We start from the raw sequence: 23520 nt of genomic DNA, 5'->3' as shown, positions 1-23520 counted from the left end.
GTTTCCGACGCGTCTGTCGGCCGGTGCGGAGCAGCCGGGGTGATGTGCTGGAGGCTGGGTTGAACCCGGCCGTCCCGGAGGCGATCCCTCCCGGGACGGCGGTTGGGGTGGAGTACCCAGCCGATAGGGTGCGGGGCGTGGCTGTGTACTCCTCCGACCTCGAACTCGCCCTGCGGCTGGCCGACACGGCCGACGCCATCACCCGGGCTCGCTTCGGTGCGCTCGACCTGAAGGTCGACGCCAAGCCGGACCTGACCCCGGTGTCGGACGCCGATCTGGCCGTGGAGAAGGCGATTCGGCAGGTGCTGTCCGAGGCCAGGCCGGCGGATTCGGTGCTCGGTGAGGAATTCGGCGGCGCCGCCGCATTCAGCGGACGGCAGTGGGTGGTCGATCCCATCGACGGCACCAAGAACTTCGTGCGCGGCGTGCCGATCTGGGCGACGCTGATCGCGCTGCTGGTCGACGGGGAGCCGGTCGTCGGCGTGGTGAGCGCGCCCGCGCTGGTCCGACGCTGGTGGGCGGCCGCGGGCTCGGGGGCGTGGGCGAGCTTCGAAGCGCAGCCGGCCAAGGAGATTTCGGTCTCCGCCGTCGGGGAGCTGGGCTCGGCCAGCCTGGCGTTCTCCAGCTTGTCCGGATGGCATGACCGCGGCCTGCGCGAAGGATTCCTGGCGCTGACCGACGAGGTGTGGCGCGTCCGCGGTTATGGCGATTTCTTCAGCTACTGCCTGCTCGCCGAGGGCGCCGTCGACATCGCCACCGAACCGGAAGTATCCCTGTGGGATTTGGCCGCCCTGGACATCCTCGTCCGGGAAGCAGGTGGTCGCTTCTCCTCCCTGGACGGCACACCGGGCCCGCACGGCGGCGATGCCGTCGCCACCAACGGCTTGCTCCACGACGAGGTCCTGCACCGTCTTCGCGACTGATCGCCGTCCCCGATAGCCCGCGCATGGCCGGAGTGGGGGCTGGAGGTACGCATGGTGGGCGCTGTCGGACGTAGTCCGTCCTTAGCCCGCGCACGGCCGGAGTGGGGGCTGGAGGTACGCATGGTGGGCGCTGTCGGACGTAGTCCGTCCTTAGCCCGCGCACGGCCGGAGCGAAGGCGGAGGTACGCCTATGCGCCCCGGCGGGGCGTCGCCGGGGTGAGATCGACTCCGGTAGGTGGCCGCAGGCGGCGCAGGGTGCCGTCCATGCTGGTGACGAACAGCGCCCAGGAGTCCCCGTCGCGGTCGATGCGCACCGATGTGGCGCCGTCGGGCGGATTGCGGAAGGGGCCGGGTTTGATCAGACCGGTGATGATCGCGCAGGTGGCGCCGGTGGCGGTATCCACCTGGTAGACGGCGCCGAGGATGTGATCGGCGACGAAGAGCGTGCCTGCGCGGGTGGCCTCCATGTCGTCGGGCAGTGCGACCAGCTCTGGTATGCCCGAGACGAGACCGGGGCGGGCGGGATCGTCCAGGGGAACGCGCAGGATCTGTAGCGTCATGGTGTCGACGTAGACCGACTTGCCATCGGCGGCCAGCGCGATGCCGTTGGACGGGGGCAGACTCGACCAGTCCCGCTCGTACTCGTTCGTCTCGGGCCAGTAGCGCGATATTCCGTTCGGACCGGCAAGTCCGATGGTGGTGAACAACAGGCTGCCGTCTGGCAGCAACAGCAGGCCGTTCGGGCCGTTCAGCCCGGTCAGCAGAACGCTCACCGCGCCGGATTCGGTGTCGTACCGCTGCAGCGTGCCCGGCGGCTCGCTGAGTCCGTCACCGGTGAGGAAGTAGACGTACCGCCCCGCGACGCGCACACCCGCGGGTCGGTGCAGATCGGTTACCAGCTTCTCCATCCGTCCGGCGCGGTCTATATGCGCGAGGTACCCGTCCATGAGACCGGTGACGTAGAAGCCGCCGTGCCCGTCGGCATCGAGGTTCTCCAGATTGCCGACACCCTCGACCACGGTGGTGGCTTCCCACCCGTCGGAACACATCGCGGGAAAAGTCTCCGCCTGCGCTGTCGGCATCGCGGCGGCGACTCCGGCGACGACGGCGGCGATGAGCAGTGCCGCTCGCGCCCGGTTTCGTATCCCTGTTGCCATGAGCGACAACATAACAGCGTGGTACGGATCAGGAAGGTCGGCGATTTCCGGGCAGTACTGGAAAAGCCCACGTCAGCGCGTTGTGTTCGGGTGAGCCGAATTCAGTTATCCCCATGTGTGGAACTCGGCGTTCGACCGGGGTGAACGCCGAACCATGCCGGTACCGCCGGGGCCGAGCGCTCGTAGGATGGGCCGGGTGACTTCCCCCGATGATTTCGCGGCTGTAGCGATCGACAACGCGTCCGGTACGGACGCCGGATCCGTTGCGGCGCAACAGGTGCTACGTCGAGTCTTCGGCTACGACAGCTTCCGCGGCGACCAGCGTGCCATCGTGGAGCACGTGGTCGCAGGCGGGGACGCGCTGGTGCTCATGCCGACCGGCGGCGGCAAGTCACTGTGCTATCAGGTGCCCGCCCTGATACGCCCTGGCGTCGGCGTGGTGATCTCGCCGCTGATCGCGCTCATGCAGGACCAGGTGGACGCGCTCAGTGCGCTGGGCGTGCGTGCGGGCTTCCTCAACTCCACTCAGTACCCCGACGAGCGCCGCATGGTGGAGGCGCAATTCGTCGCGGGCGAACTCGATCTGCTGTACCTGGCACCGGAGCGGTTGCGCCTGGAATCCACCGCGCAACTGCTGGATCGGGGCAAAGTCGCACTGTTCGCCATCGACGAAGCGCATTGCGTTTCCCAGTGGGGCCACGACTTCCGGCCCGATTACCTCGGCCTGTCCATACTGCACGAGCGGTGGCCCGACGTGCCGCGGATCGCCCTCACCGCGACCGCCACCGAGAAGACGCGGGACGAGATCATCCAGCGCCTCGACCTCGGCGCCGCCCGCCGCTTCGTGTCCAGCTTCGACCGGCCCAACATCCAGTACCGAATCGAGCCGAAGAACCGCCCCGAGCGGCAGCTGCTGGAATTCATCCGCACCGAATATCCGGGGGACGCGGGCATCGTCTACTGCCTCTCGCGCAACTCGGTCGAGAAGACCGCCGCCTTCCTCACCGAGAACGGCGTCACCGCGGTGCCGTACCACGCGGGCCTGGACAATCGCACCCGTGCGACGAACCAGTCGCGGTTCCTGCGCGAAGACGGCCTGGTCGTCGTGGCGACCATCGCCTTCGGCATGGGCATCGACAAGCCCGACGTCCGCTTCGTGGCCCACCTCGACCTGCCCAAGTCTGTCGAGGGCTACTACCAGGAGACCGGTCGCGCCGGCCGGGACGGGCTGCCCTCGACCGCATGGATGGTCTACGGACTCAGCGACGTGGTGCAGCAGCGCAAACTGATCGATGCCTCCGAGGGCGACGCCGCACACCGCCGCCAGCTCCAACTGCACCTGGACGCGATGCTGGCGCTGTGTGAGACGGTGAGCTGCCGCCGCACCCAGCTGCTGGCCTACTTCGGCGAGCCCGGCCTGCCCTGCGGGAACTGCGATACCTGCCTGTCTCCGCCACAATCTTGGGACGGTACCGTGGCCGCGCAGAAGCTGCTGTCGGCGGTGCTGCGGCTCGAGCGCGAACGCGGCCAGAGGTTCGGCGCCGGCCACATCGTGGACATCCTGCTCGGCAAGAAGAACCCGAAGGTCCTGCAGTACGACCACCACGAGCTGAAGGTCTTCGGTGTCGGCACCGACTTGCGCGATACGGAATGGCGCGGCGTGGTCCGGCAATTGCTCGCCGGCGGCCTGCTGGCCGTACACGGCGACTACGGAGTGCTCACGCTCACCGAGGCCAGCAGCGAGGTGCTGTTCGACGGACGCCAAGTGCTGCTGCGCCGGGAACCCGAGCGGGTGGCCACGCCCGCCCGCGCCGCGAAGGCCGCCAAGGCGGTAGCCGCCGAAATGGCGCCCACCGACCTGCCGCTGTTCGAGAAGCTGCGCGAATGGCGTGCGGCGACCGCCAAGGAACAGGGATTCCCCGCCTACGTCGTCTTTCATGACGCCACCCTGCGCGAGATCGCGGCACGCAAGCCCGCGAACATGGCCGAACTCGGCAAGATCAGCGGTGTCGGCGAGAACAAGCTCGCGAAGTACGGCGAGCAGGTGCTCGAAGTGCTCGCCGAGGCGTGAGCCGCTGGAAGCACAGTTGACGAATGGGTGAGGATGGTCGCCGGGCGGGGCGCGGAACACTGTGGAGGACAGCGTGAGTAACAGCGACACGATCGGGCGGCGCGGATTTCTCGCCGGCGCGGCAAGCCTCGCGGCCGGCGCGACGCTCGTCGGCCGCACGCCCGCCCGGGCCGTACCGGTCGCCGACGGCGTCACCAAGTTCCCCTTCCCGACCGACCGCGGGGTTCGGGTGCTGGTCACCGGCGACGCAGGCACGGGAACCCGGACTCAGTGGGCGGTCGCCGACGCGATGCGCGCGCTCCACGGCCGCGAACCGTTTTCGCTGGCACTTGGCCTCGGCGACAACATCTACGAGCACGGCCCTGGCGACGCGGCCGACGCGCAGTTCGCCGACAAGTTCGAAAACCCCAATGCCGGACTGGATTTCCCCTGGCTGATGGTACTGGGCAACCACGACAACAGTTCCGTCCTCGGTGGTGACGGCGGGTGGCTGCTGCGCGGCAATATCGAGGTGGAATACCACGCCACCTCACGGCGCTGGTGGATGCCGAGCCGCTACTACTCGGTGCGGATTCCGGAGCAGAATCCGGTGGTCGAGTTCTTCGTGCTCGACCTCAACCCGCTGGCCGCCTACGTGCCGCCGGTCTTCTCGCCCTATTGGGCGGTCGACGGCCAGTTCATGAATGAGCAGCGCGACTGGCTGGACCGCGCCCTCACCGACTCTCCCGCGACCTGGAAGATCGCCTGCACCCACCACCCGTACCTGAACAACGGGCCGCATGGCAGCGCGGGCTGCTACGAGGGCCTGCCGATCGAGCCGATCAACGGCGTGCACGTGAAGCGCTTCATCGAGGACCACGTGATCGGCAGGTGCCAGTTCATCCTCTCGGGGCACGACCATTCCCTGCAGGTGCTGGAACCGACCGCGGCATCGAAGGGCACCCGGCAGATCGTGTCCGGCGCCGCCGCGAAGACGGTCGGCGCCAAGCCACGGATCGCCGCGAACGCGGGCCTCGGCGCGCTGTACGAGAACTTCCACGAGCTGGGTTTCATGGTCCTCGAGCTGACCGGGGATGCCGTCGATCTGCGCGTCCACACGGTGGACCTGGCTTCCGGCGCTTCCGCCGAGGCCTTCCGGCGCCGCCTGGCGTGAGTTCCAACTGTGTTGCGCGGCGCGGGAATTGCGGCGTGTCGCTGTCGTGGCGGCTACCGTGCTGGCTATGGCACCGGGTGAGGGTTCCAGCGATGAGGGCGACGAGCTTTCCTCAGGCTCGTCGGGTGGCGAGTCCCCGGACGCGTCGCCGAATGTCCGCAACAGGATCGATCCGTCGGTGGACGGCGTATGGCTGCGGCATCGCCTGCCGCCGGACCGTCCGGGCCTGCCGCGGACATCGACGGTGGTCCTGCTCGTCGCGTTCTTCGCCGTCCTCGCGCTTTACATCGTGCTGGGCAACGGCCGCTGACCGTGTCCGCGACCTGCGGGAATAAACCGGTTGCCGGGTCACTTAGAGTTGACCGTTATGAAGGACAAGGGGCGCAAGGTCATCGCGACCAACCGCCGGGCGCGGCACAACTACACGATCCTGGACGTCTACGAGGCCGGGATCGCGCTGGTCGGCACCGAGGTGAAGAGCCTGCGCGAGGGCAAGGCCTCCCTCGTGGACGCGTTCGCGACGGTGGACAACGGCGAGGTGTGGCTGCGCGGGCTGCACATCCCCGAGTTCAGCCACGGCACCTGGACCAACCACTCGCCGCGGCGGGTGCGCAAGCTGCTCCTGCACAAGCGCGAGATCGAGCGGCTGGTCGGCAAGTCGCGCGAGGGCAACCAGACGCTGGTTCCGCTATCGATGTACTTCTCCGACGGCAAGGTCAAGGTCGAGCTGGCCCTGGCCAAGGGCAAGCAGGATTACGACAAGCGCCAGGACCTGGCCCGGCGCACCGCCGAGCGAGAGGTCACCCGTGAACTCGGACGCCGGGTGAAAGGCATGCACTGACCGCCTGCGCGCGCCGGTAGCCGGGTGAGCAACGCATGGCTGCGCGGCCGGTTACCGCGCCGCCCGCTGTGTCGCCGAGCCCAGGGTTCGCGGCGGTGGCCCCCCGGGGCGTCACCCAGCTGCGAGACCTTCGCCGACCCTGCGGGCGTGCCGGGAGGTTATCCGCCCATCAGTCGACCTGGTGCGGCGGGAGTCGCCGGGACTACCCTCCGCCCACGTCTGTGCGCGGCCAGAGTTGCCGCTACCGGCCGGCGATCCGGCGGATCACCTCGTGCAAGGTTCGTGCATCGAGATCCGCTTGAGGGTGGGACTGCGGTAATCGGCGACCACCGTCCGCGAACCCAGCGACGTGGTCGGATCGGGCATATTGACCACCGCCCGCTGTGCCGCCACGTCGGGCTCGTCACGCCCGTAGACCTGCGGCGCCGCCATTCCTTCGGAATCCACGGCCAGCCCGGCGACGGACTTGCGCACGGCTGCGCGGTCCAGGCGGCCGGTCTCCGCGGCCTTGGTCAGCAGCGCCTTCATCGGATACGAGATGGCGAAGCCCAGGTTGTAGCCGAAATTGGTCGGTTCCCTCGTGGCGGCGTTCCTGGCGCGCTGGGCTCCGGCGCTGATGCCGTCCCAGCCGTCGAACGGCGAGGTGTAGTTGTACAGCGAGATGAGCGCGGGCGCGGCAGGTGTCTTGAGAAGCGCGGGGTTCCAGGTCGGGGTGGACCCGAGGAACCGTCCGGTGTACCCGGACCTCGCGAGTTTGCCGATGATTTCGGCGCTCTCGGCCGGGCCGGTGGCCAATAACACCAGATCAGGCTGGTTCGCCAGGATCTCGGCGACCGGGTAGTCCTGGTTGCCGACCTCGGCATTGGGTCCGGTGTCGATGCGCGAGGTGATCCTCGCCCCGTTGTCCAAGGCCCACTTGAGCGCGCCGCTGGCGTAATCACCGCCGTAGTTGCCGCGATAGGCGACGACGCCGAGCGTGTGCGGCTGATAGTGGTTCTGCGCGAACCAGTCCAGGCCCAGCACGGCTTCGGTGCAGTAGGAATAGCCGTCGTCCAGGACCAGATCACGGTCGGTGGAGCGATACTGCCAGCCCGACCAGAGCGTGCCCGCGCCGGTCACCAGGTCTGCCTGGTCCATCTCGTGCAGGACCGCGAGCGTCTGCGCGGTACCGAAGCTCATCGCGAGGGCAAGGACGTGCGGCGCCACGTTCTCGAACTCGGTGACATGTCTGCGCGGGTCGTAGGCGGTGTCGCGGGTGTAGGTCGCGATGTCGATCTCGTGGCCGCCGATCCCGCCCTGCTTGTTCACCTCGTTCCAGAAGGCCAGTTGTCCATCCTGCAGTGACTTGCCGAGCGGGGCGAAGGGGCCGTTGTTGAGGTCCGACAGAACGCCGAGGTAGATGCAGCCCTTGGCACGGTCGATCGCGTGCGGACAGGGCTCACGGGTGACGCCGGGTGTCGCTGCGGGCGAGGAGGTCGAGCACGCACCGGTCAGCACGAGTGCGAGCGCGAGCGGCGCGGCCACCAGGTGGAAAAGGCGACGGAAATTACTGTTGAAACGCATGTCTCGCTCGCTTAGGGCTGGACGCAGGGCTCGGTGAGGGTGATTCGGTCCTGGGTCGGGCCGTGGTATCCGGACGCCAGAGTCTTCGCGCCCAGTGGCGCTGTCTGGTCGGGCGCCTCGATGATCGCCCGCTGCCGGGAAAGGTCTGGTTTGGGTGCGCCGTAAGTGTATTCGGGGATCGCGCCCTCATAGTCGACGCGCAGACCCTGCACCGATTGGCGGACACCCTTTCTGGTGAGCTTGCCTTCGACCACTGCCCGGGTCAGCAGCGCCTTCATCGGGTAGGAGAACATCCAGCCCGCGCTGTAACCCCAGGTGGAGGGCTCCCGATGGGCCGAGGCCCGCGCCTTCCTGGCCCCCGCGCTGGTGCCGTCCCAGCCGTCGAGCGGCGACGTCATGTTGTATCGCGCCGTGATCGCCGTCGCCGCAGGGCTTTTCAGCAGTCCGCCGTTCCAGGTCGGACCCGAGCCGAGGAACCGGCCCTGGAATCCGGCCAACGCGGCTTTGCCCATGATCTCGCCCGCCTCCGCCGGACCCGTGGCCAGCAGTACGAGATCGGCTTTGGCGGCCAGGATCTTGGCGACCGCGGCGTCCTGGTTGCCGATTCGCGTGTTCGGCTCGGTGTCGATCTGCGCCACCACGTCGACGCGGTTGGCGGAAGCCCACTTCTTCGCGCCGGTCGAGTAGTCGCCGCCGTAGTCGCCCTGGTAACTGACCGTCGCGAGCGAGCCCGGCTTCGTCATGTGCTCCGCGATCCAGTCCAGGGCGATGATCGCCTCGGAGCAGTACGAGTAGCCGGATTCCAGCAGCAGCCCCTTGTCGCTGTTCTCGAATTGCCAGCCCGACCAGAGAGTTCCGGCGATGGCGACCATGTTCGCCGCGTCCATCTTGGGGAGTACCTTTTGCGTCTGCACGGTGCCGAGACTCATCGACAGGGCCAGCACATGCGGTTCGATTCGCTCGTACGCCTCGGCATGCTTCCGCAGATCGTAGGCGGTGTCCTCGGTGTAGGTGGTGATATCCACCTCGTATTTGCCGCCGATCCCGCCCGCCTCGTTCACCGCCTTCCAGAACGCCAGTTGACCGTTGTGAATGTCCTTGCCCAGCGCGGCGAACGGCCCGCTCGTCAGATCGGATAGCACGCCGAGATAGATGCAACCCTTACGGGAATCGACCGCGTTCGGGCACGGGTCCGAAGTGACACCGGGCTCGACGGCCCGGGTCGATCTCTCTCGCATGGCCGAGCAACCGGACAGGAGGAGCCCGGCTATGACGGCGAGGGCGGACAGGCGCAGCAACCTGTCCCGAATGGTGCTAGCTGCCAAAGTGTTTCCTTAGTCTGAAATCGAGATCCGCTGCTCAGAGCCGATCGTACGGCTCGTGCAGTGTAAGTCGGGTTCGGCGTCATGCCACCGGAATTGGCTACCAGCATCCGGGAAGCCTCGGTAGTTTCCGGCCCGGCGGTGCTTCGAGGACGGGGAGGAGGCGAAAATCGGCCCGGTCGGCGGCAAAGCGGATGTGGTGCGTCTGCGTGCCGGGCGCGCAGAGGCAGTCTGCGAGCGGGTTCGGGTGCGGTGGATCGTCCGGTGTCCCTCCGTTACGGCCGGTATCCGCTGGGTTGCCAGGGCAGCCGCTGGCCGCCATCTCTGGTCGGAAGCGGCGCGTGCCCATAGGCGGGGAGTCGCTGGCGGCGCGAAGAGGCCGCAGACTCTGATGGTCGACTATCGCGAGCGGTCGTGTCCGGCGGGGGCCCGCGACTCGCGAGAGGGCGGTGGCCGGTGCCCGCCGCGGTGTTCACGGACCCGGGCCAGCGCCACTCGCCGCAGCGGGGGTACTGCTGGATCGATCTCACCTGGCCTACCTGCCGCGCCGCTGACCCGTCCAGGTGTACGTCCGACACCGCCGTTTATCGGGATGATCCGACGCCGGGGCGGTGTTAATATGGACAGCCCGGCAAGGTGCCGGGGCGTACGGGGCTGAACGGTTTCGACTGCGTACGTAGATTTAGGGGAAGCGTGTCGGTGCAGGCAAGAGACCACCGCAAGCGTCGCTGCAACCAATTAAGCGCCGATTCTCATCAGCGCGAGTACGCTCTCGCTGCCTGATCAGCAGAGCGTCTCTGTCGGCCCGGGGCATGCCCTCGGCTCCGGTGCCGGCATCAGCTAGAGGGCTCACCGTCCTGCTCGGTCGCGGAGTAGGACGGGACATCGAACAGCGACTGGGATCGTCATCCGGGCTTGTTCGCGAGACCCGGAGATCCGAGTAGAGGCACAGCGGACTGCACACGGAGAAGCCCTGAAGACGCGGCGGAGGACCCGGGTTCGATTCCCGGCAGCTCCACAAGACGGAAACCCGCAGGTCGACGACCTGCGGGTTTCCGTTTTTCGATGGCTGGATCGGGTCAGGCGGTGGACGGTACCTGTACCTGCGGATTTGCACCGACCGCGGTTCGATTCCCAGCATGTCTCTGAGGCCGCATCGAACCCGGCAGGCATAAGGATTAGTTATAATTTTCCGGTGCGATGGAGCATTGTGCTGCTCGAGCCGGTCAATGACTGGTTCCTCGACCTGGTGAAGAACGAGCCGATGATCGCCGACAAGATTGAGGAAGCATTGGACGAACTGGCTGAGCGTGGACCGGAACTGGGAAGGCCGTTGGTCGATCGAATCCACTTCAGCAAAGCGCTGCACAACCTCAAAGAGCTTCGTCCTCGAACCCCGGCGGGTTCCGAGATCAGGATGCTGTTCGTCTTCGACCCAACGCGGGAGGCGATCGTGTTGGTTGCTGGGGACAAGTCCGGCCAGTGGAATCGTTGGTACCGAGATGCGATCCCCCTCGCCGAACAGCGCTATGACGACTACCGAGCAACGAAGGAGGAGGAGTCATGAAAGGTGTGTCTTGGGAAGAGGCCAAGCGTCGAGCCCGCGAAATCGACCCGACATGGGATTCCCCTGAGCGCGTCGCGGCGCGCGACGAGAGCCGCGAGCAGATGCGCGCGGAGCAGCGCGGACACCAGCTCGCCGAACTCCGCAAGCAGTGCGGAGTGACGCAGGCCGAGGTCGCTGAGCTGATGGGGGTTTCGCAGGCAAGGGTGTCGCAGATCGAGCACGGCAAGATCACGTCCATGGACTTGGTTCGCGAATACATCGTCGCGCTCGGAGGAACCCTGGATGTTGTTGCTCACGTTGGTAATTGGAGCGTCAAGGTCGCCTAGCCTTTTCGGAGCATGAATCGGTCTCGCGCCCTTGCCGATCCGGTAAAGTCGCAGCATGGATCCTGCCTGGCTCACGATGTCCGGTGCTATCACCGCTGCTGCGATCGGGGCTGCTGCGGCGATGAGAGCCCCGCTCCGTGCTCAGTTACGCAAGGAGCATGCGGACGATCGTGTGCTCTCAGAGGCTTTGAGGGCGAAAAAGATTGACGCGATCAACGACGCTCGTGTCAACTGCGCCGAATGGCTCGAATACATGGTGCGGGTTACTTCGGACGCCAGTGTGGGCAGAATTATTGACCTGGATACCTTCGATGAGAAGTCTGCTGCGTTGAGAAAGTCTGCAGAGCAGTCCTTGGCCAACCTTGCGCACGCCGACTACGAGCTTCTCGATAGTGGCTTGACAAAGCTCTTTCGGGAAGCTGAGTCCGAGGTCAGGAACTCAATACGCCGCCGGGCTTCTGGAACAGATATGGAGCGACTCAACGAGAAGGTAGAAGCGTACTTCCCGCCTCGGCAAGTTGTCATGATGCGCATGATGGATCAAGTGAAGCGGGATGAACGGCCCGTCGATCCATTGATCGGCACTGTGTTCGAGTTGAGAGCGTGACTGCTGGGTGATCGGCACTGGCCGCCTCGGGGCCTGATCGCCACTCCGGCCTCCCGGAGCACCTTCGCCACGGTGCGTTTCGCCATATGGTGCTCCTCCTTCAGTTGAGACATCGACGCGCCGGCTTCGTATCAGCAACGATCGCCGCCGCCTCTTCGGCGGTCAGCTGCTTCTTCTGCCCGCCTGATGATCTCAGCGGTGGCGACGGCTTCGATCTGCGCGGTCCGGTTTCCTGGAGGCGTCTCCGCAGCTCAGCGTAACCTTCGAGCATGTCGGTCCGGTTCGAGTATCTTCCCGCCATGTCCACGAGTGCGAGGCCTATGCCCACGGAGGGCGTGGGCCTCGCTCGTTTCGCTGAGTGTTTTGTGGGGGTGCAACCCCCACGCCCCGCCCGGCGGGCTCTGCCCCCGGACCCCCGATCCTGTGGTTGCGTTAGGTGGTTCTTGCCCTGAATCACTCAGGGGGCGCGGCAATGCAGTGGTCACCCAAGAATACAAAGCAGTTCTGCTTCAGGAAGAAGACAGCCTCGAGCCCGACGGTCGATCGGAAGCGATAGACCTGCACGGCGGCGCTCGGTTCGATCGGGACGAGAGACCCACGCTGCGCCAGCCACGCAATCTTGTCTTCGTCCCGCCAACTCGCAAGAACCTGCTCCACCGCTCGGCTTTGGGAGAAGAGATCGATCAGCGCGAAGGCTGTGCTCATGGCGCTACACCGTTCTGAGGTCGAGCCTGGCTCGGACTGCTCTGCCGAGTCGGTTTGGAGATGGCCCTGTTGATGGTAGAGGTCGCGTAGCGGCCTTCCTTGCCTGCCGTGTTTGCCTCGCTGCCGGCTGGGCAGGTGTGCGGTGTGGACGGACTGCCGAACGGAATGGGAGGAATCGGGCGAGTCCGGCGGATTCTGTTTGATTGCTGAAGGTGGTGGAATAGCGGTATCAACGTGAACTGAGCTGGGAAAATGGGGTGTTAGCCCCCTGGTATCTGGATGGCTGCTATGACGCTCGAAGCCGAGATGCTGTGCTATCGCTCCCGGAGTGGGAGCGGAGGTCGGCGGGGGCTTAAGGGGTTGTCATGACCGCAGGAGTCACGGAGAACGGGATGCGGTCGATCTTGCGGGCCGCCTGTGTGAGCGTGGGGATCGACTCGGCGGGCGCCGAGCCGGTCGGATCGCAGACGGTATTCAAGCTGCGCGACGGCATTGTGGCGCGGATCGGCGGGCGGGACCAGAAGCTGGCGGTCGGGCGCGAGGTCGCCGTGGCCCGATGGCTGGAGACGTGTGGGGTGTCCGCGGCGCGCTTGGTGCCGGACATCCGGCAGCCGGTAGTGGTGGATCGTCGTGCGGTGACGTTCTGGCAAGACCTGCCGCCGCATCATGCTGCGACGCCCGTCGAGATCGCCAAGGCGCTGGGCCTGCTGCACCGACTCCCGCTGCCCGGGTTCGAGCTGCGACGAATGATGCCGCTGGCTCGCTTGGAGGAGGAGATCGCCGCCGCGCAGACCGTGACGGAGGAAGACCGGCAGTGGCTGCGCGGGCATCTGGAAGAACTCCGGGGCCGGTGGAAGACCCGGCCCGACGGCATGCCGTGGTCGGTGATCCAGGGCACCGAATGGGGCGAGAACGCCGTGGTCGGTGACGACGGCAATCTGATCCTGGTCGGTTTCGGCCGGGCGGTGATCGGCCCGCCGGAGTGGGATTTGGTGCACACGGCGATCGAATGCTGGACGGCGGCCACGCTCACCGCCGCGCAGTACGCCGACTTCTGTGCCGGGTACGGCCGCGACGTGACGCGCTGGGACGGTTTCTACCTGCTGCGTGATATCCAAGAATTCCGGCTGACCCTGCAATCGCTGCGCGCGGCCACGGTGAACCCGGCCTACCGGGGACAGGCACTGTGCCGCCTCGAGTACATCCGCGGCGACAAGGGCATGCGTCCGTGGCCGGGGTGGGCGGAACTCGACTAGACGGTGTTCGCAGCCGCTCAGCCGCGACCTGCGAGGCCCGTCCACGGATACCGGAGGCATCGAACCGCAGGGTGGGACGGCGTCGAGCGCCGGAAGACGGAGTGAGCGAACCGGCCTGACCTGCCCGGGCCATCCTGGTGTCAGGCATTTGAGCGGACGCGCGACACGCGACCGGTACAGCTCGGAGAATCCCTGGTCAGCGCAGGTGCTTCACATAGCGGTGGGCAGGAACCGGGACCGGGCCGGTTGGGCCGGGCGCCGCGTGAGTGAAGACCCCCTCGTCGATCCAGCCACGGCTGGCGTAGAAACGGCGGGCCCGGGTGTTGCCGGGGACGACGGCGAGCCAGGCGCGGGCGTGGCCATTGGCGTGGACCCGCTGTTCTGCTGCGGTGAGCAAGAGCGCGGCCACACCGGTGCCCCGCTGCTCGGCGGCGACATAGACCTGATCGACCTCGTCTCCGTCGACCATGACGAATCCCGCGATCGTGCCATCCACCGTGGCGACGGTGGTATCGGCGACCCGGTCGGCCGCGCGAACATCGAACGAGTCGCGCGGCCGGACGGCCAGCAAGGTGTCAGGGACGTTGCCCAGGTGGCCGTCGCGCCAGCCGTGGTACCAGATCTCGGCGATCGCCGCGGCGTCCTCGGGCCGGGCGGGGCGCAGAACCGGGGCGATGTCGGTCATCCGCCGGACTGTAGCAGCGCACCGATGCTCAGCCCTGTTGAGTCGGGACCACGATCAGCTCGGCCACGTTGACCCGCCTCGGCGCGGCGACCGCGTAGGCGACGGCGTCGGCGATGTCGCCGGGTTCCAGGATCTCGAGCCCGGCGCGCCACTGCTCCAGCCCGGCGCGCTGTTGCTCGTCCTGCATCCCCGCGCCGAGTTCGGTGCCGACGATGCCGGGTTCGATGTTCTTCACCCGGACACCGCGCGGCCCGAACTCGGCGCGCAGGTTGCGGGTCAGGTGCGCGACCGCGGCCTTGGTGGCGGTGTACACGGCGTAGTTGGGAAAGACCATGTGCCCGCCGATCGATCCGACCAGCACCAGATCCGCTTGCTTGTCCGCACTCGCCGCCGCGAGCAGGTCGTCGATGAAGGCGCGTCCGGTGTAGAGCAATCCGTTGATGTTGGTGCCGACCATCTGGTCCCACTCGTCGGTGCGCGCGGATTCGAACGGCGCGGCGAGCATGACGCCCGCGTTCGCGACGACCAGGTCGACGGGGCCGAACGCCGCACGCACGGTGGCGGCGGCGTCGCGTACCGACTGCTGGTCGCCGACGTCGGCGACCACGGCGAGCGCGTCCCCGCCGATCTCGGCGGCGAGTTCTTCGATGCGATCCTTGCGCCTGCCCAGCAGGGCGACCTTGGCTCCGCCTCGCGCCAGCTGCCGCGCGGTGGCGGCGCCGATTCCACTCGATGCTCCGGTGATGACCGCGACGCGGCCGGTGAGGTTGTTCGTCATGTCCACTACGTTCGGCCCCGCCGCGCGTCCCTGCCAGGTCGCGGACTTCCTGGTAGTCGCGCGGCCACCCAGCCGGGGTGCGGCTCGCCTACGCTCGGGTCATGGACTCCGACAATCGACTGGGCGCATTCCTGCGGGCGCGTCGTGAGCTGGCGCGACCGGAGGACTTCGGGTTGTCCGGCGGTGGTCAACGCCGGGTCGCCGGGCTGCGCCGCGAGGAGATCGCGCTGCTCGCCGGGATGAGCGCCGACTACTACGTGCGGCTGGAGCAGGGACGCGACAGGCACCCGTCCGAGCAGGTCATCGCGGCGCTGGCGCGGGTGTTCGCATTGGACGACGAGGGCACGGCACATCTGCGCGAGCTGGCGCGACCCGCGGTGAAGCGGCCGAGAGGGCCGCGCCGCCCCGAACGCGTCGCGCCCGGATTGCTGCGGCTGATGAACGCGTGGCCGCACACGCCCGCACTGGTGCTCGGCAAATACCTGGACGTGCTGGCGGCGAACCCGCTGGCCGAGGCCGTCAACTCGTGCTCGGTTCCCGGGGTCAACCAGGTGCGCATGATCTTCCTCGATCCCGAGGCGCGCGACATCTACTCCGATTGGCCGACTATTGCGGCCGACACCGTGGCGAGCCTGCGGGCGACCGCGGGCGCCGACCTCGACGATCCGCGCCTGACCGAACTGGTCGGCGAGTTGTCTCTGAAGAGCGAGGATTTCCGGCAGCTGTGGGCGCGCCACGACGTCCGGGTGAAGACCGCGGGGATGAAACGGTTCCGCAACCCGATGGTGGGCGAGCTGACCCTCTCGTACGAAACGTTCAGCGTGAACGGCGCGCCGGGGCAGATGCTCATCGCCTACCATGCAGAACCCGGTTCCCCCTCCGAAGGGTCACTCGCCTTGCTCGGCAGCCTGATCGCGGACAAGGCGTCCGACGAGTACGGAGACGAGCAACATTCCGCCCGGCAACTCGGTGCCCAGCAAAAGGATTGAGCTGAAGGGTTATCCATCGCGATGACCAGATGATGCGGTCGGGGGAGGCACGTCGCCGTCAGTGCCGACGGCAAAACCGTTGCCGCATCAGCGATGCATGACCGGCAGTGCGAGCCGGCGCCGGTGTCTGCTGCGCGAGAAGCCGATTCCTGCACTGCTTCCGATGCCGGACAGCGATCGCCGATCTCGTTGCGGGGCGGGTTCGCACGCAGCTTCGTCGCCTGCCCTGTGGCTCTTGCCGATCTCCGATGACGACCCAGGTGATCTGCGCCGCGGACGAGCAGGCCGGATGAGATCGAGGCCGGGAATGCGGCCTACGGACGATGTTTTTCCGGCATGGGTGCAGCGCGGTTGGTCTTGTCGTACCCGCGTGATTGGCTGTGCTGGGCAGTCTTCCGAGCACGACGGAGGTGGGCGTGGTAGCGATCGACTTCGAGCGGGCGGGGCGCGGGACCACTCCGGTATCGGTCTGGCGTTCGATCACCGCGCAGGGGCTCGGTGGCGTGCCGCCCACAGCGCTGGTGCTGGCCGGGATCGTCAGTGTGCAGGTGGGGGCGGCGCTGGCGAAGCAACTGTTCTCGGCGACCGGTGCGGGCGGAGCGGTCACGTTGCGGCTGGTCTTCGCCGGCGTCGTCCTACTGGTGTGCTGGCGCTCGTCGCTGCGGGTCGCGCGAAGTGCGTTGCCGGTGGTGCTCGGGTACGGCGGGGTGCTGGCACTGATGAATCTCTCCTTCTATGCGGCGATCGATCGGATTCCGCTCGGAATGGCGGTGACGATCGAATTCCTCGGACCGCTGACCGTCGCGATGGCAGGGTCGCGGCGCTGGATCGATCCGGTGTGGGCGGTACTGGCCGGTGCCGGTGTGCTGCTGCTGACCAGGGCGGATGGCGACGTGGACTGGATCGGCGTGCTGTTCGCGCTGGCCGCGGCGGCGTGTTGGGCGGGTTACATCCTGCTCAGCGCCGCACTCGGGGAGAAAACCGATGGCGGCGGCGGACTGGCGCTGGCCATGGCCTTCGGCGGGGTGGTCATGCTGCCGGTCGGCATTGCCGACGCGGGGACCGCGCTGTTGCAGCCGGCGGTGCTCGCCGCCGGGTTCGCGGTGGCGATGCTGTCCTCGGTGCTGCCGTACTCCGTGGAGTTGGAGGCGTTGCGGCGGATTTCACCCCGCGTGTTCGGCGTGCTGATGAGCTTGGAACCCGCGGTCGCGGCGGTCGCGGGCTTGGTGGTGCTCGGCCAGGTCATGAATCTCGGGCAGTGGACGGGAGTGGCGTGTGTGGTCGCGGCGTCCGCGGGAGCGACGCGGACCCAAGCGAAGGATTGACTGGGCGGCGCGGAGGTCGATATTCGGCGGTTCGGACCCGCCGCGGCCGGGTGGGAGTGAGGATCTAGGTATCTCGCCGGTGCGCGTGCCCGGCGCCTGGACGACTAGCGAAGGGTAGGACCACCGGGATGCGAATGCGAGTTGGTGCGGCAGCGGCGGTACTCGGAGCCGCGGCGGCAGTCACGATCGGGGCCATGCCGACGGCGGGAGCCACGGTCACGCAGGTCGGGATGTATCCCGGCATCAACTACGGGTTGGCGACGAACTACGGAACCGGTTGCACGTACACCGCGCGCGCCACCGTGACCGACGTCGTCGCACCGGTCGTCTTCTACGACAACGGTGTTCCCTTCGGCGTGGTCCGTCCTTCCGGCGGCGTCGCTTTGATCACCTGGGTGCCCGCCACTCCCGGCCCGCACATTATCAGCGCGGTGCAGGAGCCGGACGCGTCGTTGGTGGCGAGCGTCGATATCACCGTGGGCAACGGGATCCATCTGGGGTACGCCTGCGCCGTTTTCGGCGGATGACCGAACGCTAGGGCTCGCCGGTCCATGCCTTGTGCCCCGGTAATGTCGATTGCGCGGTGCTGAGCTCGACCTTTCGTACTGGAAGGAAGTGATCATGCGAACCAATGGATCGATCGTCGTCGGAGTGGACGGGTCCGCGGGCGCGGCGGCGGCGATCGCGTGGGCGACGCAGGCCGCCGCACAGCATCGAGCGCCGCTGCATCTCGTCCACGTTCTCGATCCGGTCGCCGACTACGGGCCCGGCGTCACCGAACCGCTCACGAGCACCGACTACGCGCGGATGGAGGGTCACGGGCGCTGGGTACTGGACACCGCCGCCGAGGAGGCGCGGATCGCGGTCCGCGGCCTGCGCGAGGTCGAGGTGACCACCGAATTGGTGCACGAGCCGGTCGGTCCGGCACTGCTGGACCGCACGGGGGAGGCCCGGATGATGGTGGTCGGCACCCGCGAGCGCGGCACAATGCGGCGCGCCTTGCTCGGCTCGGTCAGTGCGGCGCTGGCACGGCGGGCGCACTGCCCGCTGGTTGTGGTCCGGGAGGGCGCGCCGCTCTCGCCGGAAGCCAGGAAGCAGCCGATCATCGTCGGGGTCGACGGTACCGAGATCAGCGAACCCGCCATCGAGGCGGCGCTGCAGGAGGCATCGGCGCGGGGCGTGCCACTGCTTGCACTGCATGTGTGGACCGGTGTGGAACTGCCCGTGGCGGACGCCGAGCTCGCAGCCGATCCGGACAAGCAGATCGTGCTCGCGGAAAGCCTGGCCGGATGGCAGGAGTGTTTTCCCGATGTCGAAATCCACCGGGAGATCATCACCGACCGCCCGGAACGCTGTCTGCTGGAACGCTCCGAGCGGGCGCAGCTGCTGGTGGTCGGCAGCCGGGGTCGCGGCGGGTTCGCCAGCATGCTGTTCGGCTCGACGAGTCAGGCGCTGCTGCTGTCGGTGCAGTGTCCGATCATGATCGTTCGCGATCGCACGATCACGGTGCGGAACTTGCCCGACTGAGTCTCACGCGCCGGTCGTCGAGCCAGGGCGCACGATCATCAGGATGGTGACCACCGTCCACAGCACGTTGAACACTCCGGTGTCCATGGCGAGTCGGCGGATCAGCGCCGGAGTGGCGCCGGTGAGATCGGCGAGGATCTTCTGCTGTCCCGGCAGCACGAGCAGGGCGAGCACCCCCGCCGCGGCCGCGGTCAACCCGATCGACACCACCAGCCACGCGTCCCCGAGCACGCCGAGGCTGAGCGCGGTGAGCAGACCGAACGCCGGGACGATGATGCCGATCAGGGCATAGACCCGGCAGATGCGATACAGGGTGCCGAGGACGGCCGGGCTGTGGTCGGTCGCGGTCGCGGCGAGGGCACGGCGGGTGGTGGCGGGAAACATGCTGGCCGCGACGGTCACCGGACCTACGGCGATGATCGCGGCGAGCACGTGGACCGAGAGCAGGAACTTCGTCACGGCGGTCGAGACTAGCCGGGGCGGCGTATCGAAGGAACTGGCGGAACTGCCATATATCGGTCGATTCTCGCCAAGCGAACCGAACTGGGGCGACATGCAGATCGCCAGCTGGAATGCATTGGCTGGAATCGACCGAATTACTACGCTATGGCCATGCACACGGTGGCCGTACTCGCGCTGGACCAGGTGATCGCGTTCGATCTGGCCACGCCCGTCGAGGTGTTCGGTCGCACCCGGCTGCCGGACGGGCGGCGCGCCTATCGCGTGCGGGTCTGCGCGAACCGATCGACCGTTGATGCCGGGGTGTTCACGCTGCGAGCGCCGTGGGGGCTCGAGGCGCTGGGCGAGGCGGACACCATTATCCTGCCCGGCTGCGCGGACCCCGGCCTGCCGGTGCCGGACGAGGTGATCCACGCGTTGCGCCGCGCCGCGGCCGCCGGTACCCGCATCGCCTCGATCTGCTCCGGCGCCTTCATCCTCGCTGCGACCGGATTGCTGGACGGTCACCGGGCGACTACGCACTGGCTCGCCGCTGCGCAACTCGCCGCCAGCTATCCCGACATCGAGGTGGACCCGGACGTGCTGTACGTGGACAACGGATCGCTGCTCACCTCGGCGGGCGCGGCGGCGGGAATCGATATGTGCCTGCATCTGATTCGCCGCGACTACGGCTCGGCCGTCGCGGCCGACGCGGCCAGGACGTCGGTCGTGCCGCTGGAACGGGAAGGGGGACAGGCCCAATTCATCGTGCACGACCAGCCGCCGACGCCCCGCGGCTCGGCACTGGAACCGGTGCTGCGGTGGATACAGGACAACGCCGCGCGGGATCTGTCCCTCGACGACATCGCCGCACACGCCGGGATGAGCACCCGCACACTGAACCGCCGCTTCCGCGAGCACACCGGGACGACGCCGCTGCAGTGGCTGCTGCGCGCGCGCATCCGGCAGGCCCAGCACCTGCTCGAAGCCACCAGCCACCCGGTGGACCGGATCGCGGGCCAGGTCGGATTCGGCTCACCGACCGCGTTCCGCGACCGCTTCAAACGGGTGGTCGGCACCAGTCCGCACAGCTACCGGGCGGCCTTCAACGGCTCCGGCGCGGACCGACCCGGGTAGCGGTCGCGGCCGGTGGGCGAAGCCGTCCGGAGTCGAGGCGTTCTCGGCGACCGATGAATTCCCGCGCCCCGCTCCGTCGGATCAAACGACACACGGACACACTGATCCAGGAGTAAACGCGATGAGGAAAATCACCGCAGGTCTGTTCATTGCGCTCGACGGCGTCGTCGAGGACCCGCAGGACTGGCACTTCCCGTACTTCGACGACGACATGGGCGCGGCCGTCGACGCCCAGCTCGGCGCCGCCGACACGCTGTTGCTCGGGCGCAAGACCTACGACAGCTTCGCGGGCGCATGGCCGGAGCGGGAAGCCGCGGGCGGACCGGACGCGCCGTTTGCCGCGAAACTGGGCGACGCGCGCAAAATCGTTGTGACACACCAGGATCTGGACTTCGGCTGGCGCAATTCCGAAGTGCTGAAGGGCGATCTGGTCGAGGCGGTGACCGCGTTGAAGAACGAGCCGGGCGGCGAGATCGGCATGAGCGGCTCGGTCTCGGTGGTCCGCCAGCTCCTGGACGCGGGCTTGCTGGACGAATTGCACCTGCTCGTCCACCCGATCGCCGTCGGCAAGGGAGAGCGTCTTTTCGAAGACGGCGGGCCCACGATCCCACTGCGCCTGTTGTCGTCGCAGGCCTTCGCAACCGGCGTGCTCCACCTGATCTACACCCGAGACGAGGCGGCGCCCGCCGGAACCTACGAGGACGCGAAAACCCATCTGTCGCAAGGTGATCAGTAGTCCAGGACGTGTGAGCGCGGGACTGGGGCTCAGGGCACTGCCGGCCGGTGCGGATCGTCTTCCGGTCAGTGGTCGGCGTCGGCGGCCATGGTGCGCAGCAGATCGCGTAACGCCTGCTGCTGCGTTCCGGTGAGCGAGGTCAACGGGGAGCTCGCGCCGAGCAGTTCGAGCGCGTCATCGCGTCGGCGCTGACCGGCTGGGGTCAGCACGATCTGTTTGGCCCGGCGGTCGGTGGGGTGCGGCTCGCGGCGGATCAGATCCTGCTGCTCCAGCCGGTCCAGTACGAACGTCGCGTTGGACGGCTCGCAGGACATTCGCGCCGCCAGCTCCCTCGCGGTGATCGGTTCGGACAGTTCGCGCAGCGCGATCACCTGCGAGGGGGTGAGTTCCAGCTGTTCGGCGACGCGGCGGACGTGCACGTCGAGCCGATGGGTGAACCGATGCACCAGCTTGCACACATCGCGGTCGAGTTCGGTGTCCACCATGGGATCGGGCTGCCGCGTCATTGCTCCGAGTCTAGCGCCTTCGGTTCGAACTGTGATAGTTCTAGTTCGTATCATTCGAGTTATAACTATCTGGGAGGTGCGTGATGCGGCCCGCGGTGTTTTCTCTGATGCTCGTGGTGTTCAGCCTGACGACTGGTGAGTTCGTGATCGCGGGTATTTTGCCCGAGGTCGCCGGCGGCCTGGCGGTTTCGGTGGCGTCCGCGGGAGCGCTGGTGACGGCGTACGCGATCGGCATGATCATCGGCGGTCCCGTGGTGACGGTGCTGACCGCCAAGGTGGCGCGCAAGCCTTTGGTCATCGGATTGGTGTCGATCGCGATACTGGCCAATCTCGGTTCCGCCTTCGCGCCGAATTACGTTGTGCTGCTGGCCATGCGGGGGGCGGCAGGCTCGGTCGTCGCCACTTTCTTCGCTGTCGCGGTCGCCACCGCGGTGTCGACCGCCCAGCCGGGTGCCGAGGCCACGGCGGTGGCACGCGTTGCTCTCGGCATGAATCTGGGCATCGCACTCGGTACTCCGCTCGGCGCGGCAATCGGCCAAAGTCTGGGCTGGCGAGCGACTTTCGCAGCCGTCGCCCTCTGCGCGGCAGCCGCGTTGCCGCTGGTGCTGCGTTTCCTGCCCGATCAGCCGAGCCCGGTGGCGGCCTCGATCGGCAATGAACTGCGCGTTTTCGTCGACCGTGACGTGCTGTGGGCGATCGCGCTCACCGCCGTCGGGAATGTCGGGGCCGTCATGGTCTTCACCTACATCACGCCGCTGTTGACCGAGGTCGGCGGCTTCTCCGCGGGCGCGGTGCCGATCCTGCTGCTGGCCTACGGCGTCGGCGCCGTGCTTGGCAGCCAGCTCGGTGGCAAGCTGGCCGACCGGGCCTTGTTGCCCTCGGTGACCGGGCTGCTGGCCGCGCTCGCCGGAGTGCTGGTCCTGTTCTGGTTGGCGGGCGATGTCCGGATCGTCGCGGCCGCACTGACTTTCGTGTTGGGCGCACTGGCCTTCGCCATCATCCCCGGCATGCAGGCACGAGTAGTGGCCACGGCCACGGCCGCGCCGACCTTGGCCATCGCGGTGAACGCCTCCGGATTCCAGCTCGCTGCGGCGGGCGCGGGCCGGATCGGCGGATGGGTGATCGGCGACGGCGCGGGTCTGCGGTCGCTCTATCCGGTGGGTGCGGTGCTCACCGGATGCGGGGTCGCCGTGGCGGGTTATCTGCTCTGGCGGGACCGCCGAGTGCAGTCGCGCCGTGAACAGGACCGGCAGCCGGAGTTCGAGAACAGTTAATGCCCGAGCGCTTTCGCGACGATGCCGCCGGTGACGGCTTTCGTCAGATAGTTGGTGGAGTCGTGCGGCGACGCGCCGTTGTCGAAGTGCTGCTCGGTGACCGGGGTGACGGCGGCGCCGGGGCAGGGTGGAAAGAAAGGGGCCAGGTCGAGGTGGGCGGCCACGAGGTCGTCCTCGTCGACCAGGTTGTGCCAGCCCGTCACCGATTTCGGCACGCTGCACGGCTGCGGGCGCAATCTGTCGTAGACGACAGTCCGCAGGCCGAGCGGCGAGCCCATGGTCAGCAGGGTTACCGGGTGCTCGGCGCGGTGCAGGGCCTCATAGGCGACCACGCTGCCGAGCGAATGCGCGATCACCAGCCGGGTGTCGGGACCGACGTGGTCGAGCACCTGCTGCTGGGCGTACGCCCGGACCTCGTCGTCGGTGAAATAGCGGGCGACGTGGGACAAGGCGCTGATGACGAACTTCTGCGCCAGCCCGAAACCGAACGGCGCGAACCAGCGCAATCGCATCAGCGCGTTGAGGGCGGGCCGCAGTGTCGCCTGCGCTCCTTGCGCCACCGCGTCCGGCGGCGGGGGAGTACCGAGCCTGCGGGCGGTCGCACGGTCGCGTGCGTCGCCGGCATGCACGGCCG

At 67.6% G+C, this 23520-nt stretch carries 25 protein-coding genes, 1 other RNA gene and 1 pseudogene; 17 read left to right on the top strand and 10 right to left on the bottom strand.

The features are described 5' to 3' along the window. Window positions 1-137: 137 nt before the first annotated feature. The gene (gene hisN, locus NA4_RS00955) at window positions 138-923 is read left to right on the top strand and encodes a histidinol-phosphatase (protein WP_067462352.1); all 786 of its coding nucleotides are present in this window, start codon (window positions 138-140) and stop codon (window positions 921-923) included. A gap of 188 nt (window positions 924-1111) precedes the next feature. Here hisN and NA4_RS00950 read toward each other — a convergent pair whose 3' ends face one another. Continuing rightward, complete coding sequence (locus tag NA4_RS00950) at window positions 1112-2080, bottom strand: hypothetical protein (RefSeq protein WP_067462512.1); 969 nt, start codon at window positions 2078-2080, stop codon at window positions 1112-1114. A gap of 196 nt (window positions 2081-2276) precedes the next feature. On the opposite strand from NA4_RS00950, the gene recQ reads away from it, so the two are divergent. The 4 genes from recQ (at window position 2277) to smpB (ending at window position 6145) form a co-directional block, all read left to right on the top strand. Further along, entirely contained in the window at window positions 2277-4151 is a 1875-nt protein-coding gene (recQ, locus tag NA4_RS00945) for a DNA helicase RecQ (RefSeq protein ID WP_245671022.1), read from the top strand. A 73-nt stretch (window positions 4152-4224) separates the two neighbouring features. Next, on the top strand, window positions 4225-5304 hold the full coding sequence (locus tag NA4_RS00940) for a metallophosphoesterase (protein ID WP_067462508.1): 1080 nt from the start codon (window positions 4225-4227) through the stop codon (window positions 5302-5304). A gap of 67 nt (window positions 5305-5371) precedes the next feature. Further along, a complete protein-coding gene (locus tag NA4_RS00935) occupies window positions 5372-5614 on the top strand; it encodes a WLR motif membrane protein (RefSeq protein WP_067462346.1) in 243 nt (80 codons plus the stop codon). A 57-nt stretch (window positions 5615-5671) separates the two neighbouring features. After that, a complete protein-coding gene (smpB, locus tag NA4_RS00930) occupies window positions 5672-6145 on the top strand; it encodes an SsrA-binding protein SmpB (RefSeq protein ID WP_067462343.1) in 474 nt (157 codons plus the stop codon). A 264-nt stretch (window positions 6146-6409) separates the two neighbouring features. Here the strand turns inward: smpB and NA4_RS00925 are convergent, their stop codons facing one another. After that, a complete protein-coding gene (locus NA4_RS00925; RefSeq protein WP_067462340.1) occupies window positions 6410-7708 on the bottom strand; it encodes an ABC transporter substrate-binding protein in 1299 nt (432 codons plus the stop codon). 11 nt (window positions 7709-7719) lie between these two features. Continuing rightward, window positions 7720-9033: an ABC transporter substrate-binding protein gene (locus NA4_RS00920; protein ID WP_245671021.1), complete on the bottom strand. Its 1314-nt coding sequence runs from the start codon at window positions 9031-9033 to the stop codon at window positions 7720-7722. A 647-nt stretch (window positions 9034-9680) separates the two neighbouring features. Between NA4_RS00920 and ssrA the strand changes: the two genes are divergently transcribed. The 4 genes from ssrA (at window position 9681) to NA4_RS00900 (ending at window position 11530) form a co-directional block, all read left to right on the top strand. Further along, window positions 9681-10051, top strand: a transfer-messenger RNA (tmRNA) gene (gene ssrA, locus NA4_RS00915). Between the two features lie 189 nt (window positions 10052-10240). Then, complete coding sequence (locus NA4_RS00910) at window positions 10241-10597, top strand: type II toxin-antitoxin system RelE/ParE family toxin (protein ID WP_245671020.1); 357 nt, start codon at window positions 10241-10243, stop codon at window positions 10595-10597. Then, window positions 10594-10923, top strand: coding sequence for a helix-turn-helix domain-containing protein (locus NA4_RS00905; protein ID WP_067462334.1), 330 nt, complete (start codon window positions 10594-10596; stop codon window positions 10921-10923). Before NA4_RS00910 ends, NA4_RS00905 begins: the two co-directional genes overlap by 4 nt. A gap of 55 nt (window positions 10924-10978) precedes the next feature. Then, window positions 10979-11530 carry a hypothetical protein gene (locus NA4_RS00900; RefSeq protein WP_067462331.1) on the top strand — a complete coding sequence of 184 codons (552 nt, stop codon included), beginning with the start codon at window positions 10979-10981 and terminating at the stop codon, window positions 11528-11530. Here the strand turns inward: NA4_RS00900 and NA4_RS43560 are convergent. Next, window positions 11464-11649, bottom strand: a pseudogene (locus tag NA4_RS43560) (hypothetical protein); the annotation flags it as partial. The gene NA4_RS00900 and the pseudogene NA4_RS43560 overlap by 67 nt on opposite strands. A gap of 334 nt (window positions 11650-11983) precedes the next feature. Continuing rightward, entirely contained in the window at window positions 11984-12235 is a 252-nt protein-coding gene (locus tag NA4_RS00895) for a hypothetical protein (RefSeq protein ID WP_067462327.1), read from the bottom strand. A gap of 365 nt (window positions 12236-12600) precedes the next feature. On the opposite strand from NA4_RS00895, the gene NA4_RS00890 reads away from it, so the two are divergent. Further along, a complete protein-coding gene (locus NA4_RS00890) occupies window positions 12601-13491 on the top strand; it encodes a phosphotransferase family protein (RefSeq protein WP_067462324.1) in 891 nt (296 codons plus the stop codon). 196 nt (window positions 13492-13687) lie between these two features. Here NA4_RS00890 and NA4_RS00885 read toward each other — a convergent pair whose 3' ends face one another. Further along, window positions 13688-14176 carry a GNAT family N-acetyltransferase gene (locus NA4_RS00885; protein WP_067462321.1) on the bottom strand — a complete coding sequence of 163 codons (489 nt, stop codon included), beginning with the start codon at window positions 14174-14176 and terminating at the stop codon, window positions 13688-13690. A gap of 28 nt (window positions 14177-14204) precedes the next feature. After that, window positions 14205-14954 carry an SDR family oxidoreductase gene (locus tag NA4_RS00880; protein ID WP_067462319.1) on the bottom strand — a complete coding sequence of 250 codons (750 nt, stop codon included), beginning with the start codon at window positions 14952-14954 and terminating at the stop codon, window positions 14205-14207. Between the two features lie 101 nt (window positions 14955-15055). Between NA4_RS00880 and NA4_RS00875 the strand changes: the two genes are divergently transcribed. The 4 genes from NA4_RS00875 (at window position 15056) to NA4_RS00860 (ending at window position 18795) form a co-directional block, all read left to right on the top strand. After that, a complete protein-coding gene (locus NA4_RS00875) occupies window positions 15056-15943 on the top strand; it encodes a helix-turn-helix transcriptional regulator (RefSeq protein ID WP_084496675.1) in 888 nt (295 codons plus the stop codon). Between the two features lie 416 nt (window positions 15944-16359). Then, window positions 16360-17268: an EamA family transporter gene (locus tag NA4_RS00870; RefSeq protein WP_067462502.1), complete on the top strand. Its 909-nt coding sequence runs from the start codon at window positions 16360-16362 to the stop codon at window positions 17266-17268. 128 nt (window positions 17269-17396) lie between these two features. Beyond that, the gene (locus NA4_RS00865) at window positions 17397-17795 is read left to right on the top strand and encodes a hypothetical protein (protein ID WP_157128725.1); all 399 of its coding nucleotides are present in this window, start codon (window positions 17397-17399) and stop codon (window positions 17793-17795) included. Window positions 17796-17889: 94 nt separating this feature from the next. Further along, the gene (locus NA4_RS00860; protein WP_067462499.1) at window positions 17890-18795 is read left to right on the top strand and encodes a universal stress protein; all 906 of its coding nucleotides are present in this window, start codon (window positions 17890-17892) and stop codon (window positions 18793-18795) included. 3 nt (window positions 18796-18798) lie between these two features. Here NA4_RS00860 and NA4_RS00855 read toward each other — a convergent pair whose 3' ends face one another. After that, window positions 18799-19254 carry a hypothetical protein gene (locus tag NA4_RS00855; protein WP_067462314.1) on the bottom strand — a complete coding sequence of 152 codons (456 nt, stop codon included), beginning with the start codon at window positions 19252-19254 and terminating at the stop codon, window positions 18799-18801. A 153-nt stretch (window positions 19255-19407) separates the two neighbouring features. Between NA4_RS00855 and NA4_RS00850 the strand changes: the two genes are divergently transcribed. Continuing rightward, window positions 19408-20370 carry a GlxA family transcriptional regulator gene (locus tag NA4_RS00850; RefSeq protein WP_067462495.1) on the top strand — a complete coding sequence of 321 codons (963 nt, stop codon included), beginning with the start codon at window positions 19408-19410 and terminating at the stop codon, window positions 20368-20370. A 121-nt stretch (window positions 20371-20491) separates the two neighbouring features. Then, a complete protein-coding gene (locus NA4_RS00845; protein ID WP_067462311.1) occupies window positions 20492-21106 on the top strand; it encodes a dihydrofolate reductase family protein in 615 nt (204 codons plus the stop codon). Window positions 21107-21171: 65 nt separating this feature from the next. Here NA4_RS00845 and NA4_RS00840 read toward each other — a convergent pair whose 3' ends face one another. Continuing rightward, complete coding sequence (locus tag NA4_RS00840) at window positions 21172-21612, bottom strand: MarR family winged helix-turn-helix transcriptional regulator (protein ID WP_067462308.1); 441 nt, start codon at window positions 21610-21612, stop codon at window positions 21172-21174. 83 nt (window positions 21613-21695) lie between these two features. On the opposite strand from NA4_RS00840, the gene NA4_RS00835 reads away from it, so the two are divergent. Next, a complete protein-coding gene (locus tag NA4_RS00835) occupies window positions 21696-22886 on the top strand; it encodes an MFS transporter (protein WP_067462305.1) in 1191 nt (396 codons plus the stop codon). Here the strand turns inward: NA4_RS00835 and NA4_RS41180 are convergent. Continuing rightward, window positions 22883-23520, bottom strand: a 638-nt coding sequence (locus NA4_RS41180) for a hypothetical protein (protein WP_067462303.1), incomplete at its 5' end; no start/stop codon positions are given. The two genes, NA4_RS00835 and NA4_RS41180, sit on opposite strands and share 4 nt — an antisense overlap.

It is taken from the genome of Nocardia amamiensis NBRC 102102 (assembly GCF_001612745.1).
Classification (GTDB): domain Bacteria; phylum Actinomycetota; class Actinomycetes; order Mycobacteriales; family Mycobacteriaceae; genus Nocardia; species Nocardia amamiensis.
Note: the sequence above shows the minus strand (reverse complement) of the source record. Positions and strands in the feature narration are given on the sequence as shown.

Coding starts and splice junctions, on each gene's coding strand:
- NA4_RS00890 (WP_067462324.1), top strand. CDS start 12,601: ATGACCGCAGGAGTCACGGAGAACGGGATGCGGTCGATCTTGCGGGCC.
- NA4_RS00935 (WP_067462346.1), top strand. CDS start 5,372: ATGGCACCGGGTGAGGGTTCCAGCGATGAGGGCGACGAGCTTTCCTCA.
- smpB (WP_067462343.1), top strand. CDS start 5,672: ATGAAGGACAAGGGGCGCAAGGTCATCGCGACCAACCGCCGGGCGCGG.
- NA4_RS00900 (WP_067462331.1), top strand. CDS start 10,979: ATGGATCCTGCCTGGCTCACGATGTCCGGTGCTATCACCGCTGCTGCG.
- NA4_RS00925 (WP_067462340.1), bottom strand. CDS start 7,708: ATGCGTTTCAACAGTAATTTCCGTCGCCTTTTCCACCTGGTGGCCGCG.
- NA4_RS00885 (WP_067462321.1), bottom strand. CDS start 14,176: ATGACCGACATCGCCCCGGTTCTGCGCCCCGCCCGGCCCGAGGACGCC.
- NA4_RS00950 (WP_067462512.1), bottom strand. CDS start 2,080: ATGGCAACAGGGATACGAAACCGGGCGCGAGCGGCACTGCTCATCGCC.
- NA4_RS00845 (WP_067462311.1), top strand. CDS start 20,492: ATGAGGAAAATCACCGCAGGTCTGTTCATTGCGCTCGACGGCGTCGTC.
- NA4_RS00835 (WP_067462305.1), top strand. CDS start 21,696: ATGCGGCCCGCGGTGTTTTCTCTGATGCTCGTGGTGTTCAGCCTGACG.
- NA4_RS00880 (WP_067462319.1), bottom strand. CDS start 14,954: ATGACGAACAACCTCACCGGCCGCGTCGCGGTCATCACCGGAGCATCG.
- NA4_RS00865 (WP_157128725.1), top strand. CDS start 17,397: ATGCGAATGCGAGTTGGTGCGGCAGCGGCGGTACTCGGAGCCGCGGCG.
- NA4_RS00895 (WP_067462327.1), bottom strand. CDS start 12,235: ATGAGCACAGCCTTCGCGCTGATCGATCTCTTCTCCCAAAGCCGAGCG.
- NA4_RS00875 (WP_084496675.1), top strand. CDS start 15,056: ATGGACTCCGACAATCGACTGGGCGCATTCCTGCGGGCGCGTCGTGAG.
- NA4_RS00860 (WP_067462499.1), top strand. CDS start 17,890: ATGCGAACCAATGGATCGATCGTCGTCGGAGTGGACGGGTCCGCGGGC.
- NA4_RS00840 (WP_067462308.1), bottom strand. CDS start 21,612: ATGACGCGGCAGCCCGATCCCATGGTGGACACCGAACTCGACCGCGAT.
- NA4_RS00850 (WP_067462495.1), top strand. CDS start 19,408: ATGCACACGGTGGCCGTACTCGCGCTGGACCAGGTGATCGCGTTCGAT.
- NA4_RS00905 (WP_067462334.1), top strand. CDS start 10,594: ATGAAAGGTGTGTCTTGGGAAGAGGCCAAGCGTCGAGCCCGCGAAATC.